This is a genomic window from Paenibacillus sp. J22P90 (assembly GCF_059692195.1).
In genome coordinates this window covers 296,105-311,282 of sequence record NZ_JCAUAY010000002.1, presented here as the reverse complement: position 1 = coordinate 311,282, position 15,178 = coordinate 296,105, and the positions used below count along the sequence as shown (strand labels likewise).

Genomic DNA, 15,178 nt, shown 5'->3' with positions numbered 1-15,178 from the left:
ACCTGAAGAAGGGGAGGTTAGGTTCAATGATGTTCAAAAATAGAATTAAATTGTTCATTCCGTTGAACCGACTTTTTTATCGTATTCTAGGTTATTTCTTATCCCTTTTAGTCCCTATATTAATTATAGGGACAGTTTTTTATTTTAACTCAACCAGCCGAATGCAAGAAAACTATACGCAAAAAGTAGAAATGAATTTACGTTCATCGGTTGATACAATTGAAATTTATTTACGTACGATTCAAGATTCAAGCGCAAATTTTTTCTCGGAAAATAAAGATCTCCTGCGTCCGTATGACGAATACACGCTAGCAGACAGAGTTCGTATTCCAGAAATCCCTGCAACGTTAGGGCGCATTTCTAGTAATCTCGGTGTGCTGATTGATAACATATTTGCATACGCAGATACGAAAAGAGTCTATCTTTCTGAAGGACTTAACGATTTCAACTTTTTTTTCGATCAATATTATCAAATGAAAGCATACGATAAAAAGTATTGGGATAATAAGCTTACGAGCGGGGCTTTCCTTGAGATTCTGGATGTTACATCCCGAGTTAGTCAGAGTACTTCGCATGCGAGAAATGTGATACCGTTCGTCTTCACAAACACGAGCAGCGGAAATAAGGTTGTTGTGGTGACGACTGTGCCAACGGATATGATTCTGAAGACAATTCAGAACCATGCAGTGATGGATGCGACTCAAATGCTTGTCACGGACAACCGCAATCGGGTCATTGTGAGCAGTGATCCAAATTTGAGTGATCCCTCTGTTGTTGAGCAACTGAACAAAATTTTCAATTCAACTGAAATGTCCCACAGTGAAGTGAAGCTTGGAAATAAAAAAGTTATTGTAAACCGCGTCATTTCAGAGAATTATGGGTGGAATTATTATACCGTCACACCTATAAGTGAATTTAACAAGGATACCACTTATTACGTTGCTTCCATCACGATAATCTGTCTTACCCTTATTCTAATCGGTATTATTTTTTCTTTCATCTTTGCCTATAACCTGTACAGTCCCATAAAAAGGTTTCGCGATGTTCTCAGTGATGCAAATGATATCACGGATGAAATCAATAATGAATCGGGCAAATACAATGAGTTTGATTATATCGGCAAGAGGATCAATAGCTTGATCGAACGTAATCATAAAATCCAAAGTAAGCTGGAAATGCAATCTGCCGAATATCTCAAGGAGTGTTTGATCAATTTATTCCGTGGTATGAAATCGAAGAATGGGCAAGAAGAAATTGGGGAAATGCTAAGAAATGATATGATGTTTCTGAAACCAATGTATCAGTGCTTCGCCATTCGATTCTACTTCAAAGAGTCATTTTATAACGAAATTCAAGATGTGGAAAGAATGAATATTTTGAGCAGGATGGGAAATTTGATCGGGGGATTGCTGCGTTCTTATGTGGATGTCTATTTGCTTGAGGAAAAAGAAAACCTCTACATCGGCATCTTTAATTTAAATGATCTCGAGGAAACCAATCAATTGATGAAGGCCTTGCAGAAAATAATCGATACCTTTCAATATGATTCGCGGTATTGCCTTATACGTATCGGGCTCGGCAAGGAGTACCAGGATGTATTGGGAATCGCCAAATCATATTCGGATGCAATGAACGCCTTGGAATCCAGCGATGAGAAAGCGGATTTTCAGATCATCGATTCGGAAACGCTTTCGGATGAGCTCATGCATGTTTCCTATTCCTTTTTGGATGAAAACAGCATAATTAACTGTTTAAAAGCAGGGGATAAGGAAAATCTGCAAATAAAAGTCGACGAGATTGTGAAGAAAAACAAAGAGAAGCATTTGCCCCGTCATCTTCATACAAATTTGCTTAGAGAAATGTATAATACGGGCTGTAGGTTTTTAATCGAGCGTGGTTTAATGCCACATAATATAGCCGGAAACGAAACTCTATTCAAAGGCGACGAGAACGAAGAGGAAAAGGTTAATCTACTCCTGTTTTTCGATACGATCATTGAACAGACTACGGCACGAAATCGAGACACATCTAATGAAATCAGCTCGGTAATTATCAAGTATATTGAGGAGAATTATCACAGTGATCTGGGCCTAGAGAAAATTGCAGAGGGGATGGGGGTTTCCGCCAAGTATATCTCACGGATTTTCAAAGAAAAGACAGGCATTAATCTTACCGGATATATAAGCTGGTACAGAATTTCCAAAGCGAAGGAGCTGCTCATAGAAACAGATCTGACGATTAATGAAATTGTGGATGAGGTAGGTGTTTACAGCAGAACGACGTTCATTCGGTTGTTCAAAAAATACGAAGGTACAACCCCTCATCTATTTCGTAATTCCAACAGGAATAAGAAAGCATAGGAAAACCTTAAGGAGCACAGGCAAAGCCTATGCTCCTTTCTCTTGAAATCAAATATGGATACGGTTATCTGCGTTATCTAACCGATCGCCTAGCCTTTGTTTAATTTCGTTGATGTCGCGAGACATTTGGGCTGTGAAAGACGTCATGTCGGAGGCATGGACGAAGAGGTTCAACCCTTCTTGACCCCAAGCGATTTCCTGCTCTACACCCCAAAAGTAATGTATACCGGCAGCTACATTAGCAGCTCTTGCCTTACGGATGATCGTGCTGATAGCTTCCTTAAACACAGGGTGATCGTATTGTTCGGGCACATTCAGGCTGCAGGATAAATCATGGGGTCCGATCAATACTCCATCCAGCTGAGGAACCTGCAGGATTTCATCTAGTGCCTCGAGAGCGGGTCCGCTTTCGATGTTAACAATCAGAATATTGCCTGCATTAAACTCTTCCAGATAGGATTTCAGAGGTTCCTCCGGCTTGTCTGTTCCACTTAGAATATTACTTAACTTCTTCCCTTTGATTGGCCGCAGCTTAACTGCTCCGCGAAGCGCCTGCACCTGCTCCGAAGTTTCAATATAAGGGGCTACAATTCCTGCAGCTCCTGCATCCATAGCTTTACTTGCCTCGTAGGGATCCGGCGATGGTATGCGCACGATTGGAGCAAGCCCGAGCGCAGTATAGGTTCTGCACATCCAGGAGAGCATGTCTCGGTCGATGGACATGTGCTCCGTATCGATAAAAACGAAGTCGAGATTTAATTTTTTTACTTCGGTAGGCCAGCGGGGTGAGGTAGAAACGATCAGTGTCCCATAAGCTCTTTGTCCATCGCGGAGGTGATTCTGCAATTCTTTATTGTTCATATGGATTCTCCTCTTTTCTTACCTTTTTACTTTAATTACTGCCTTTTTTATGAGTGCTGGCTGCTTGTCATATAAGCAAGGCATGTGGGCATCTTGGGGGAAAAATATGGCGAAGGCACCTTCATGAACTACAAAGTCATGTCCTTTTCCTTCCAAAACTATGTAGTCTTTTTCTGCCAGGAAATCTTCCGTTTGCTGCAGATCCTCTACACATGCATACCCCATCCGTTCTGAACCTTGTACCATATATTGGATATCGATGTAGCGATTGTGGGCTTCCCAGAATTGAGCTTCCTCGCTTTTTGTTTGATACTCCTGCAGCAGCAGAAAAATATCATCACCTTCAATCTCATACTTGCCAGGCTGCATGGTAATGAGCGGGGCTTCCTTTAAATAGTTAAAGGCTGTTATGAATTTAGGGTGCAGGTCTTTGTACAAATGACTATGATCCAGCCGGTCGATGATCAAACGAATTCCCCATTTCTTTTTTTTCTTAACAATTTCAGGTTAACTTAACCAAATAGGAAATGAAACGTCCATTTTCGGACAGGCTGTTCCAATTTGGCCGTATGTTGTCTTACTATGAATTAAATTTTGTTCCATTTTGATAGACTTGTTCCAAAGCGACAGACAAACCGGCATAATCGCCAACTTGTTCACCTAATCCGGCTGAAACGATCTCGCAAACATTCAAGGAAATGGATAATGCTTCTTGCCGCAGCACGTTCATTACAATAGGCTCAAGGAGTCCTTGCTGGCGGCCGTAGATGCTGCCAATCACAATCCGTTCCGGGTTGAGCAGGTCAATCAACATTGCCAAACCTTGACCTAATTGTCGACCTACCAGATCAAAAACTTGCATAGCGGTTGTATCTCCTGCTTGCGCAGCTTCACCTGCCTTTTGCGCGGTAACTGCCGCCAAATCATCCCATGTTCTGCAGTAGGAGGGACCTTGTCCTTGTTGTAATGCGGTTACTGCCATGTTTTTTGCAATTTGTGCAATTCCGCCACCGCTGCAAAAGCCTTCGAACGAGCCCGCTTTGCCATATCCGATTGGACCATCCGATTCTAAACGGATATGCCCGACCTCGCCAGCCATATCATTCGTTCCGCTATAAAGCTGTCCGTTCAGAATTAATCCTGCGCCCATACCTGTGCCAAACGTAAGAAAGATCATGTTCTTACAGCCCTTGCCAGCACCCCAGTGCCACTCAGCCAATGCGCATGCATTCGCATCGTTTTGTAAGCTGACCGGAATGCCAAATCGCTCTTGAAAAGGAGTAATAATATCAATTTGATCCCAACCCGGCAAATTTGGCGGTGAGAGAATAAGCCCTTTCCGACTGTCTAGCGGACCACCGCAGCTAATGCCAATCGCAGCAACTTTTTCATTGGGATACTTGGCAAGCAAGATTTCCAAAGAGGAAATCATCTGTTGAATTGCAACTTCTGGATTCGACGGTGTAGGAAAACGTATTTTTTCCATAATGTCCATTTTTTTGTCTTGCTCTACAGCACCTAAACTGACTGCGCATTTTGTTCCGCCAATATCGATTGCAGCTAATACTGTCATGAGGGAAAGAACACCTCCTCCAGCATCATGCACAGCGCATGATAGATAGGCAAATGCCTTTCCTGGATGTTAGGGGTTAGATCCGATGGCACGCAGATCGAAGCATCGCAAAGCGCTTTCATTTTGCCGCCGCTAAATCCGGTGAAACCGATCGTTTTCATCCCCTGCAGCTTAGCGACTTGTAAAGCTCGAAGCACATTTACTGAGTTGCCTGAAGTACTAAAACCGATCAATACATCTCCCGGACGGCCATATCCATAAACCTGCTGAGCAAAAATCATTTCCGAAGCTACATCATTTGCATAAGCGGTTAAAAAAGCGGAATGGCTGACTAGAGAAATCGCCGGCAAAGCACCTTGGAGCTTCGTGGCAATCGAAGCGCCTTCTCCAGGAAATTCAGATTCAAATCGTTCAATTGTTGATGCTGGAAGCGGTCGTTTGGACATAAACCCCTTCATTAATTCTCCCACAACATGCTCACAATCTGCCGCACTACCGCCATTACCGCATAATAGGAGCTTACCGCCTTGGCTAAAGGAAACTCGCATAAGCTCAAATGCTGCTTCTATCTCCGGTATACATGCTTCTAACTCCGGGTAGCGAGTCGTTGTAATTTTCAGAATTTCGTTCATTCAAATACCTCCATGTGATGACTTGCATCCATCTCCGTCAAAATATTGCAGGTTTCTTTACTTTATAATTATAAAGCCTATCTGTTAGGATACGAATAAACAAAAACGACAACCACATATAGAATAATGCCAAGGTAAATTCGCGAAGAAGGCGCTCTGCGCGATAGGGAGGAAGGCAGACGATCGTCATCTTAGATGGGTGGGCTAAAGTCATGACGAACCAAAAAAAGAGTTTTGAATCAGCAAAGCAAAAAAACCAAAAACCAAATCAAAACAGTAGTAAAAAAAGTAGTAGCAATAATGGTATTGTTGATGCAAATATTAATTCTGGTGGTTAATAAATTTATTTAAACAACTAAATAGACTCATCAAACAACCTCACTAGAATATAGTGAGGTTGTGCTAGGTTTCAGGAACTAGTGAGTTAAGTTTACGAGGGTGTTTGATATTAAAATACTGATAAAAAAAGATGATAATAATAAAAACGTCAATTGCATCCCCACCATAATACATAAGTTTAGCGCCGTTTTCTGCTTGAATAACCGATATACCAAGTGGAGGGTTCACATAAATAGTTTTAGATAGTATGCCATGTGCGGCCATGGTAGATACCAATACAGTGCCTCGGTAGACATAGCTAGTTCGATGAGGCGGTTTGTCGATATAAATCGTTGATATTGTGAATAAGTAACCTGCTGTAAATATATGTAGATGAACAATAAAATGTAAAATTGAAAACTTGTACATGTTCGAATATAAGTTGGTCGTGTATAAGATACATAGTCCACCGATGTTTAATATTGAAGTTACTGAAGGATCGCTAAACATTCGAAACGGCATGCCTCTAAGTATCCTTGAGATCCTACGAGCAGATTGTAGGGGGAGAGTCCTTAAAATAAGAGTTAAAGGTGCTGCAAGTGCAATGAAGAGGGGAGCCAGCATCCCAAGAAGTAAATGACCTACCATGTGCGCTGTGAAATTTCTGTGCGAAAGATTGGCTAAAGGGCCAACAACAGACAGCGCAATAGATAGTAAACCTATTAACCAGTAGATGTAACGTGAGAAGGGCCACGGCCTGTAGGTGCGACTGGATATCACTGCAGCGAAGAGATAAAGAAATAATACAACAATAAATAGGAGAATGAGAATACATTCAGAGTAAGCTCCACTGCTATGAGTAAAATGATCATTTGTCATCCGAAGATTTCCTCTCGACAAGGACATCAATCCGGGAATGAATAGTTAATATGATTCCAAGGAATAGCATAATAATGGCGCTGATATTCCAAATGGTATCGTAAATGATGACATTCGGGATGTAACGGATTTGATGTAGTCGCATGATTTTATGTTGGATTGTTCCATCGTATAGTTGGAAAAAGCCAGCGCCTAGTAATATGCCGCCTACCCACCTTTTAAGGTGTAGTGCTTTTCGACGTCGAAGATCTGCAAACATAAATAGCGACCCCACCGTCACAAACCAACTAAAAGCGTGAAACAAACCATCGGAAATCAAACCGATTTGGGTCGTAGATTTGTCGTAGAAATGATGCCAATGCAAGAGTTGATGAAATACTGTTTCATCGATAAAGCCGACTAAACCAAGGCCAAATAAAATACCCGACCACAGATTACGGTTAGCTGTTTCCACTTTTTTAACTCCCTTTGAATTTTCCAGCTACATATCATACTTCTAATTTGCCCATTTTATGGAGTTGTAACCAATATAGATTCATTAGGACTTGCGGAGACTGGAGCATAAATGACAGGTGAGGTCATTGCGCTTGGGATAGAAATGAAGTAATCCGCACAGATTACCATTAAATGCTTGCTTTCAATAACAAAGTGGTGCAAGAGCAAAGGGTGACTATCAAAGTAAATGACTGTGGATAAGTCAGCAAACAAGAATATATATAATTTAACAGGGAGTAAAAAAGTGAGTAACTGGTGTATATGGCGCAATTTATAACGCATTTTCTTTAGGTGATCTGTTTACCGTAATATTACTGTGAAATTGGGACAAGCTCCTATTATTCACTATATGCCCGAATTATATCGTCAGATTAATAAAGAGGAAAAAGCAATAAAGATTGTCTTGAAACCTTAGCACATACGGTTAAAAAATGAGTTATAAAATTTAAACAAAAATATGTAAGGAGCGATAATAGATAATGACAGAATTAGACCTATTAAATACGGAGGAAATAAAAAGAGAAGATTTTGAAAAGGAGTACAAGGCATATATGGAAGCACAGTGTACTCATGAGTTTGCGCTAAACAATAAATCAACAATTTACGTTTGCAAGATCGGATTGGCTCAAGGAGCTAACACTAATAATGCCGAACCTGGCAGGAATGTTAATACAGGTAATGTTGCTTTAGGTGTTGAGCTTCAGCCAGGCAATAGCAGTACTGTAAATATCGTTGACAGAAAAGTAGCTGCAAATATAGCAAATCTTTCTCTCATTTATAGAATTATAGCTTCCGGGGAAGAGCTTGTAACAGACTTTGAGGAAGTACGTGCGCCAAATGACGAATATTTAACTAACGTTACGTGGTCAATAAAGGATCCGGAGAATGTCGAACAGGATAATTATCCAAAACCAGGAATTGAAGTGATTATTAAAACTAATAAAACAACTCAGTCACCAGGAACGACAATGTAAGTCAACCATTTTAAGCGCCTTATCAAAGGAAACACATAAAGTTCTAGTCAACCGACATTAAAGTAGAAATAAATAAAATAACAACAATATCGTCGGGTGACAAGAACTATATCTAACTAAGGGCCGCGCAAAACGCGGCTTTTTTTATGTATGGGATCAAGTTCTTGCCACGAGCCAATGATAAGAACTTGAATAAACGGCAAGAGTAATTTATTTTATGATAAATCAAACTTTACTAAATGAAAAAATTCGGGATATTTTGTTTATCAACCATCTCATAGCCATACATCTTAAAAGTACGAATCAGCCTATTTAATGCTGTTGTAATTTATTTATACTCTTTCTTAAGGTTTTTATATTGAGTGGGAGTCATACCAAAATATTTCTTGAAGGAATTACTAAACTGCTCTAATGAAGTATATCCGACTTCTTTCGCAATGGCATTGACAGTCATATCTTTGGAAATCAATAGCCGAGAAGCGGCACTCATACGGGCTTGTAACTAGGGAAATTCGCCGTCGGATGCAAGTCCTCTCGTCATTATTCCACCAGACCGTTCTTATGAAGCAGAAGTATACATTCAGATTGAATCTGACGTGGAAGCGGGATTGCTGCTATTTTACAATGAGAGCTGTTATGCGGTGATTAGCTTTACTGAGGATGAAATTTTCAGACTGCGGCGCGGTACCAAAAGCTTTCCTGTAGAGGGAGGTAGCACCTCTATGTATTTGCGAATAAGAAATGATCACCATACAGTGAGATTATCTTATAGCGTGGACGGTGTACAATGGTGTCTATTCCCGGCTGCTTTAGAAGTATCAGGATATCACCATAATAATTTTGGCGAGTTTATAGATTTGAGGCTTGGTATTTATGCGGCTGGGAACGGCGAACCTAAGTTCTCCGGCTTCAAATACCGTGCGCTAGAAGACGATGTCTGGCTTAGATAAAGAGACATTGACTAATTAAAGCTCAGTGTCTCTTTGGTATGACCTACTATGTTACTTTGGGACTTCCACATGATGAGACTTGAATTTACGTTGCTTCGTGAATTCGACAACATGTGGTAATAGTTAGAATATTTAGTTTCAATCGGGACGATCGGATTAATCAAAGCCATAGAATCTTTTTACTCGAGCAAAGGAACCAAGCTGATGTTGTGTATGACTGGTCGGCAGAAGCGCTCGGTGAAGCTGTTGACATCTTCCTAGACAGGATGGCTACCAGACTTGGAGATCGCAAGCTTTTCGTTATTGATATGTTCTGGTTCGCTATGGATGCAGCAGCGGATCCGAATGCTGATTTGTTCCGCGAAATTGTTCAACAGGCATTAAGCGTTCCTCGCCCTGCATAACTCCATAGGATTGCAACAGAAATCATAAGAACATCATATGTATCAATCTACTGAAATGATTTAAAATTACTACTTATATAAACAGACAGCTTAACTTCAACGAAATCGAGGAATCAAGGATGGCAATTAAAGTAGACTGGGAATCATTTCTGTCCGCTCATGATTTGGTTCAGTCAGAGCTTAAGTTTCACGGCGGTTATTACAAATCAACAGTAGCGCATAATATTCATAGTCCTCGAAAAGAGTGGGGCGAAGGCGCTTTTATTGGAAATGGCATGATCGGAGCCATGATTTTGAAGGACTCGCCCCAGAATTTGGCGTGGGAGCTTGGACGGAATGATGTTGTCGCGCATAATCATTTAACCGGAATCGATTGGTCCGTACCGCGTGTTCCCATTGGTGACATGCTGCTGCGGCCAAGAGGCAAAATACAGGAAGAAAGCATGCGGTTGTCCTTATGGGATGCAGAAGCAACGGGAGTGATGACGACAGATCAAGGAACGATCGAATGGCGGTCTGTGGCGCATGCTTCGAAGGATTGTCTGATGATTGAATGGCAATCAACCGGAAGTGAAAGAGCGTTAGTGGGATTTCGCCCCCGCCATGGCGTGAGTCCGAGGTTGGAGTTCGCTCCACACAATCTGTCGCGTAGATATCTTCCTCCGCCCCCACTGCAGCTTTATAAGCAAGGAACACAGGTAAGCATTCAAACCTTTGTTAAAGAAGAGGAAGATGGTACTGTTATCTCCGAGGGAGCCTGCGCCGTGGCTTGGAGGGAGATGAACTTCAGCGAGTCCCATGGTGTTGTCTACGTAAGCATTACCAACTCTTATTATGACGAAAGCGCAATAGATGAGGCACTTAAGTCGATAGACTCGGCTATAAAGCAATCACTGGAAAACTTCATTGAATCGCATAGAGCCTGGTGGCATGACTACTATCCAGCGAGCTTCATCTCCGTACCTGATAAGTATTGGGAAGGCATCTATTGGATTCAAATGTACAAGTTGGCAAGTGCCGTCCGTGAGAATTCACCGGTGCTGGATAATCAGGGACCATGGCTTACGCAATCAGCTTGGCCGGGAACTTGGTGGAATCTAAACGTACAGCTTTCCTATTCTTCGGTTTATAAAGCAAATCGGCTTTCAATTGGTCAGTCCTTAATCGGTAATTTGGAGCGCTATCACGAAAATTTACGTCAAAATGCGATTCCCATCGGACTCGAGGACGGGGCGTATATCGACAGGCAATCCAGTGTTCATTTAGTAGCACCTTGTCTGAAACCTGATTTTGAATATGGGAACTTACCATGGGCGTTGCATAATGTGTGGAGGCACTACCGTTCCACAATGGACGATGCGTTCCTTAGGGATCGACTCTATCCACTGCTGCGAGCCAGTATGAATGTGTATTTGCACTTATGCTTTAGGGGTGAGGATGGTCATCTTCATTTGCCCAAAACAGTTTCCCCCGAGTATCCGGGACCGGAAAATAATACGGCTTATCCATCGGAGGACACCAATTACGATTTGGCTTTATTCCGTTGGGGCTGTGAGGCACTGCTTACGGCTAATGAGCGGTTGCGTCTTTGTGATCCGCTAGAAGACCGTTGGAGGGAAGTGCTACAGGATCTGACTCCCTATCCAATTGACCACAATGGCTTCAAGGTAGGAAAGGACGTGCCCTTTGCCGTATCTCATCGGCATTATTCCCATCTGTTGATGTTTTTCCCTCTTCATCTTGTCCATGCTGATCAGCCAGAATATTCGGATGTGATTAAGAAATCGATCGCTCACTGGATTGATTTAATGGGAGGATTAAAAGGCTATTCCTACACAGGTGCGGCCTGTATGGCAGCTACACGGGGTGATGGTAACCAAACGCTAGCTTACTTACAAGAATTCCGTCGTTTTTTGTATCCGAATACCATGTATTCCGAATTGTCCCCAGTGATCGAAACCCCGTTGTCCAGCGCAGAGTGCATCCATTACATGGTTATGCAGTGTTGGGGCGATACGATCCGCGTCTTTCCTGCCGTTCCTGATGAATGGAAGGAAATATCCTTTGGGAAGCTATTGGCGGAAGGTGCTTTTGAAGTGTCTGGTCGATGGACGAAGGGGAAGACGGACTATGTTGTGATTAAAAGTCTTGCTGGGGCGCCATTGAAGATCATGCCGAATTTGCTTGGACCGCTGGAAACGAGCGGCGAAAGGAATTTCGCCATTACGGAAATGTCGCCGGGTATGTATGAGATTGATTTAAAGCAGGGGGAATCCATACTTCTTTATACGGGAAGCCGCCCCGAAGAGATTGGCATAGGTCCGGTTTCCTGTCTCTAAGAAATTGAAGTTACTTGAAGGGAGGTGAGAAAGTAGCATTCACGTGAAAAAAGAAACCAGCCTGATGATCTACATCGTGTCGTTGGGTGAAATGCCTGTGGTTTTCTTTTGCTAACGAGGAGTAGAATTGAAATGGAAATAATTGAAAGCGCTAACAAATTTGTGTCCAATTATGTAAGGAGGAATGATTTATGTATTCAGCAAAAAAACTACTTACGATATTCTCTGCCATCGTTATCTTGTTTTCCTTATTAGGAGCCTTGCCTAAAGCTGCTTTGGCAGCAGGGACTATTTATTACGTAGATGCTTCGAGGCCTGATGACAGCGGAGATGGGAAAAGCACGGCGACGGCTTGGAAAAGCTTGAGCAAGGTCAACGCAACAACATTCGTAGCTGGCGACCAGATCCTATTCAAAGCAGGAGGTACTTGGACGGGGCAGTTATATCCGAAAGGTTCTGGTGTATCTGGCAGCCCAATTACCCTCTCGAGTTACGGCAGCGGAAATAAGCCGCTTATTAATGGGGGAGGGCTTACAATGAATGCGGATGGCAGCGGAGGATCGGCTGTCTATTTGTACAATCAAGAGTACTGGGAAATCAAGAACCTGGAAGTGACGAATACGGGGACGACCGCTGCCAAACGATTAGGCGTCAATGTCGTTGCTTCGGATTATGGGACGGCCAATTATATCCATATTTCCAATCTCACGGTACACGATGTGAACGGGATCAATACGGATAAGAAAAACGGCGGCATCGCCGTGCAGGCATTAGGAACTTCCGTTTCCACGAAGTGGAACGATGTCAGGATTGAAGGGAACACCGTGTACACGGTGGACTCAACGGGTATTCAGACACATTCGCGCTGGATGAACAGAGGTGGTATGGTTGATTCCGGGCCGTGGTCGGGCTTCACCAACGTGCTCATTCAGTATAATACCGTGTACGATATCGGGCGTGATGGCATTCTGGTTCGGGTAAGTACGGCTCCCGTCATTCAATACAATGTTGTTCATCATGCTAATATGCGTTCTGGCGCTGAGGGGGTTGCGATCTGGCCGTTTAATACGGACGATGCAATCGTGCAATACAACGAAGCGTATAGCACGCATGGCAGCTTGGACGGGCAAGGATTTGACTCCGATTATGTCTCGAATCGAACAATCATTCAATATAACTATAGCCATGACAACGAAGGCGGTTTCGTTCTCATTTGTAATAACGGCACAAGTAATTTCAACAATGGCACAATCGTTCGTTATAACATCAGTCAGAATGACGGCACACGTATTTTTCAATTGGCTGGACCTGTCACGAATACGAGCATCTATAATAACACCATCTATGTTGGAGCGGGAGCTGGCACGAATATTTTATTAATTAACGATTGGGGTGGCTATGCGAGCAATACATCTTTTAAAAATAATATCATCTATAACCTAGGCAGCGGCGGCTACTCGTTCGGCAGTGGTACGAATAATGTGTTTGATTATAACGTTTTTTATGGCAATCATCCCGGTTCTGAGCCAAGCGATGCGCACAAGCTTACGACCAATCCACTATTAGTAAGTCCTGGAACAGGAGTAGATGGTTACAAGCTGCAATATGGTTCACCAGCCATTGATAGCGGTGTTGCAATCACTAGCAACGGCGGACGAGATTATTGGGGCAGCGCAGTTCCAACTTACAGTGTAATAGATAGAGGTGCTTACGAAGGCGTGGGCATTGGTTCTGCACCTGTTACCGTGTTCAGTGACAATTTTGAAAGTGGTTCTAGTAATTGGACAACAAGTGGAGGTACTTGGAGTGTAATCACAGATGGTAGTAAAGTTTTCAATCAGTCTCTGGTCACTGGAGAAGCACTTGCCTTTGCAGGGAGCGCTTGGACGAACTATACTTATTCCTCGAGGGTCAAGCTAAATAATGCTTATGCCAACGCAGGCGTGCTATTCCGCGTCACAGATGCTAACAACTACTATATGCTGCGAATCAATAACAGTACGAATGCCATTGAATTATATAAAAAGGTGAGCGGGACGCTGACCTTGCTAACAAGTGCTTCTTTCAGCTCAAGTATCAGCACATGGTACGAACTCAAGGTGAAGGTAACGGGAAATACGATCTTAGGATCGGTCAATAATACGCAGCTTATTAATTGGACAAATGGAACAACGGAGCTGAGTACAGGCAAAATTGGCTACCGTATGGCTTCTTCGACGGCAAGCTTTGATGATGCGATTGTTACGCAGTAAATTTTGGTTAGCCCTGGTTACTTTCAGCCAAAAGCTTGTTACGAAAACACCAAAATGCATAGCCTAAAAACGACAAAACAAGTTACAGTTATCAATTTTTTTTGTGAAATTCCAAAACTCTTTAGAATTGTTGCAGATTTGATTAGGAATTTATATTTATGCATATTAATGAATTAAAATGCAACAAGACAGACGGTATTGTTAAATCGTCTGTCTTGTTGCATTTTTTATTTAATAGAAGAATGGAGTTGAAGTATATGTTCCGCCGGGTCCCTCAAATTATTAGGGATGAGAGCTTGATTAGTTATCATCTGCAATATTTGTAATAGAAATATAGCAACGCAAGACATTTTACTAATAATCAATGCTAGACCGAAATAGTAGACACAAACTATACTTGATCTAAGAATTTGGTTGAAGAGTCTGTGTTACAACGAAAAAGGAGAATGATCATAGATGAGTAAACGTATAGGTCTTTTTCAAAATGCGCGTAGCAAATGTCTCATTGGTTCGCGTAAATCAAACCGAAGATAGCCATTCGCCTTTGCTTCGATATTGGCATCGATTATACTAGGAGTAGCGGTTGTCAGATTCGAAGATGTATTAGCGCGTTTAAAAGCACAGTAAAATATGATAGAAACGACACGCAAAGCGTTACTAGTTTGCGTGTTTTTTGTCTATTGTGGCTGGTATTCGGATGGAGAATGGTGGGATGGTGTTGGCGAATGACTGCCTTCTCTTCAGCAGCCTCCGCATCCTTAGTAACGCCTGAACAGTGTGCGGTATGGTCATATCCACTGCGCGAAGGAAATCTTGAGGAAGTTGTATTCAATATGGTGAACACCCAAGTAGTCCGGCAATCGTTGTAACCGCATATCCCGTTTTTACCCAACCGTTGATTGTTTCATTCTTGAGTAAGATCTTCCACGGCATTGGCGCAGGACCGAATAGATCCAGCCAGTATGTGAATGCAAGCGGCAGCGTGATGAGATAAATGATATTGGCAAGTATAGTTATTCGGCGAAGGGCTTTTGTTTCGAGCCTGCTGTCTTTTTTCACTAGGCAAATCAAGGCACGAAGAAGGAGCACAATAAGGCTAATGATAATGATAGTAACCATAGCTAAGCCGGGAGCGATCGCC

15 protein-coding genes and 2 pseudogenes are annotated in these 15,178 nt (G+C 42.4%); 9 read left to right on the top strand and 8 right to left on the bottom strand.

Annotated elements, in window-relative coordinates:
* Window positions 1-29: 29 nt before the first annotated feature.
* On the top strand, window positions 30-2,360 hold the full coding sequence (locus tag AC58UX_RS06210) for a helix-turn-helix domain-containing protein (RefSeq protein ID WP_497250560.1): 2,331 nt from the start codon (window positions 30-32) through the stop codon (window positions 2,358-2,360).
* A gap of 48 nt (window positions 2,361-2,408) precedes the next feature.
* Here the strand turns inward: AC58UX_RS06210 and AC58UX_RS06205 are convergent, their stop codons facing one another.
* The 4 genes from AC58UX_RS06205 to AC58UX_RS06190 all read right to left on the bottom strand — a co-directional run bounded on the left by AC58UX_RS06205 (window position 2,409) and on the right by AC58UX_RS06190 (window position 5,426).
* Entirely contained in the window at window positions 2,409-3,221 is an 813-nt protein-coding gene (locus AC58UX_RS06205; protein WP_497250558.1) for an HpcH/HpaI aldolase family protein, read from the bottom strand.
* A gap of 18 nt (window positions 3,222-3,239) precedes the next feature.
* Window positions 3,240-3,689 (bottom strand): NanQ anomerase/TabA/YiaL family protein, encoded by a 450-nt coding sequence (locus tag AC58UX_RS06200; RefSeq protein ID WP_497250556.1) that lies wholly within the window; start codon window positions 3,687-3,689, stop codon window positions 3,240-3,242.
* 112 nt (window positions 3,690-3,801) lie between these two features.
* The gene (locus AC58UX_RS06195; protein WP_497250554.1) at window positions 3,802-4,794 is read right to left on the bottom strand and encodes an ROK family protein; all 993 of its coding nucleotides are present in this window, start codon (window positions 4,792-4,794) and stop codon (window positions 3,802-3,804) included.
* Complete coding sequence (locus AC58UX_RS06190; RefSeq protein WP_497250552.1) at window positions 4,791-5,426, bottom strand: D-sedoheptulose-7-phosphate isomerase; 636 nt, start codon at window positions 5,424-5,426, stop codon at window positions 4,791-4,793. The genes AC58UX_RS06195 and AC58UX_RS06190 overlap by 4 nt, the downstream gene beginning before the upstream one ends.
* A gap of 212 nt (window positions 5,427-5,638) precedes the next feature.
* Here AC58UX_RS06190 and AC58UX_RS06185 point away from each other — a divergent pair, with 212 nt between their 5' ends.
* The gene (locus tag AC58UX_RS06185; protein WP_497250550.1) at window positions 5,639-5,764 is read left to right on the top strand and encodes a hypothetical protein; all 126 of its coding nucleotides are present in this window, start codon (window positions 5,639-5,641) and stop codon (window positions 5,762-5,764) included.
* Between the two features lie 64 nt (window positions 5,765-5,828).
* On the opposite strand, the gene AC58UX_RS06180 is transcribed toward AC58UX_RS06185, so the two are convergent.
* Together AC58UX_RS06180 and AC58UX_RS06175 are read right to left on the bottom strand one after the other, a co-directional pair.
* A complete protein-coding gene (locus AC58UX_RS06180) occupies window positions 5,829-6,623 on the bottom strand; it encodes a cytochrome c oxidase assembly protein (RefSeq protein ID WP_497250548.1) in 795 nt (264 codons plus the stop codon).
* Complete coding sequence (locus AC58UX_RS06175; protein ID WP_497252089.1) at window positions 6,613-7,104, bottom strand: DUF2243 domain-containing protein; 492 nt, start codon at window positions 7,102-7,104, stop codon at window positions 6,613-6,615. The genes AC58UX_RS06180 and AC58UX_RS06175 overlap by 11 nt, the downstream gene beginning before the upstream one ends.
* A 262-nt stretch (window positions 7,105-7,366) precedes the next feature.
* Between AC58UX_RS06175 and AC58UX_RS06170 the strand changes: the two are divergent.
* Together AC58UX_RS06170 and AC58UX_RS06165 are read left to right on the top strand one after the other, a co-directional pair.
* Window positions 7,367-7,533: pseudogene (locus tag AC58UX_RS06170) on the top strand (glutathione-dependent formaldehyde dehydrogenase); the annotation flags it as partial.
* A gap of 64 nt (window positions 7,534-7,597) precedes the next feature.
* Window positions 7,598-8,092 carry a hypothetical protein gene (locus AC58UX_RS06165; RefSeq protein ID WP_497250546.1) on the top strand — a complete coding sequence of 165 codons (495 nt, stop codon included), beginning with the start codon at window positions 7,598-7,600 and terminating at the stop codon, window positions 8,090-8,092.
* A 328-nt stretch (window positions 8,093-8,420) separates the two neighbouring features.
* Here the strand turns inward: AC58UX_RS06165 and AC58UX_RS06160 are convergent, their stop codons facing one another.
* Window positions 8,421-8,582 (bottom strand): helix-turn-helix domain-containing protein, encoded by a 162-nt coding sequence (locus AC58UX_RS06160; protein ID WP_497250544.1) that lies wholly within the window; start codon window positions 8,580-8,582, stop codon window positions 8,421-8,423.
* Window positions 8,583-8,631: 49 nt separating this feature from the next.
* On the opposite strand from AC58UX_RS06160, the gene AC58UX_RS06155 reads away from it, so the two are divergent.
* From AC58UX_RS06155 to AC58UX_RS06135, 5 genes and pseudogenes are all read left to right on the top strand, one after another.
* Window positions 8,632-9,042, top strand: a complete 411-nt coding sequence (locus AC58UX_RS06155) for a beta-xylosidase family glycoside hydrolase (RefSeq protein WP_497252087.1) — start codon at window positions 8,632-8,634, stop codon at window positions 9,040-9,042.
* 123 nt (window positions 9,043-9,165) lie between these two features.
* Window positions 9,166-9,246: pseudogene (locus tag AC58UX_RS06150) on the top strand (RNA polymerase subunit sigma-70); the annotation flags it as partial.
* 62 nt (window positions 9,247-9,308) lie between these two features.
* On the top strand, window positions 9,309-9,446 hold the full coding sequence (locus AC58UX_RS06145) for a hypothetical protein (protein WP_497250542.1): 138 nt from the start codon (window positions 9,309-9,311) through the stop codon (window positions 9,444-9,446).
* Window positions 9,447-9,565: 119 nt separating this feature from the next.
* Complete coding sequence (locus AC58UX_RS06140) at window positions 9,566-11,785, top strand: glycosyl hydrolase family 95 catalytic domain-containing protein (protein ID WP_497250540.1); 2,220 nt, start codon at window positions 9,566-9,568, stop codon at window positions 11,783-11,785.
* A 191-nt stretch (window positions 11,786-11,976) separates the two neighbouring features.
* Window positions 11,977-14,037 carry a 3-keto-alpha-glucoside-1,2-lyase-like domain-containing protein gene (locus tag AC58UX_RS06135; RefSeq protein ID WP_497250538.1) on the top strand — a complete coding sequence of 687 codons (2,061 nt, stop codon included), beginning with the start codon at window positions 11,977-11,979 and terminating at the stop codon, window positions 14,035-14,037.
* Between the two features lie 828 nt (window positions 14,038-14,865).
* On the opposite strand, the gene AC58UX_RS06130 is transcribed toward AC58UX_RS06135, so the two are convergent.
* Window positions 14,866-15,156 carry a hypothetical protein gene (locus AC58UX_RS06130; protein WP_497250536.1) on the bottom strand — a complete coding sequence of 97 codons (291 nt, stop codon included), beginning with the start codon at window positions 15,154-15,156 and terminating at the stop codon, window positions 14,866-14,868.
* Window positions 15,157-15,178: the final 22 nt, after the last annotated feature.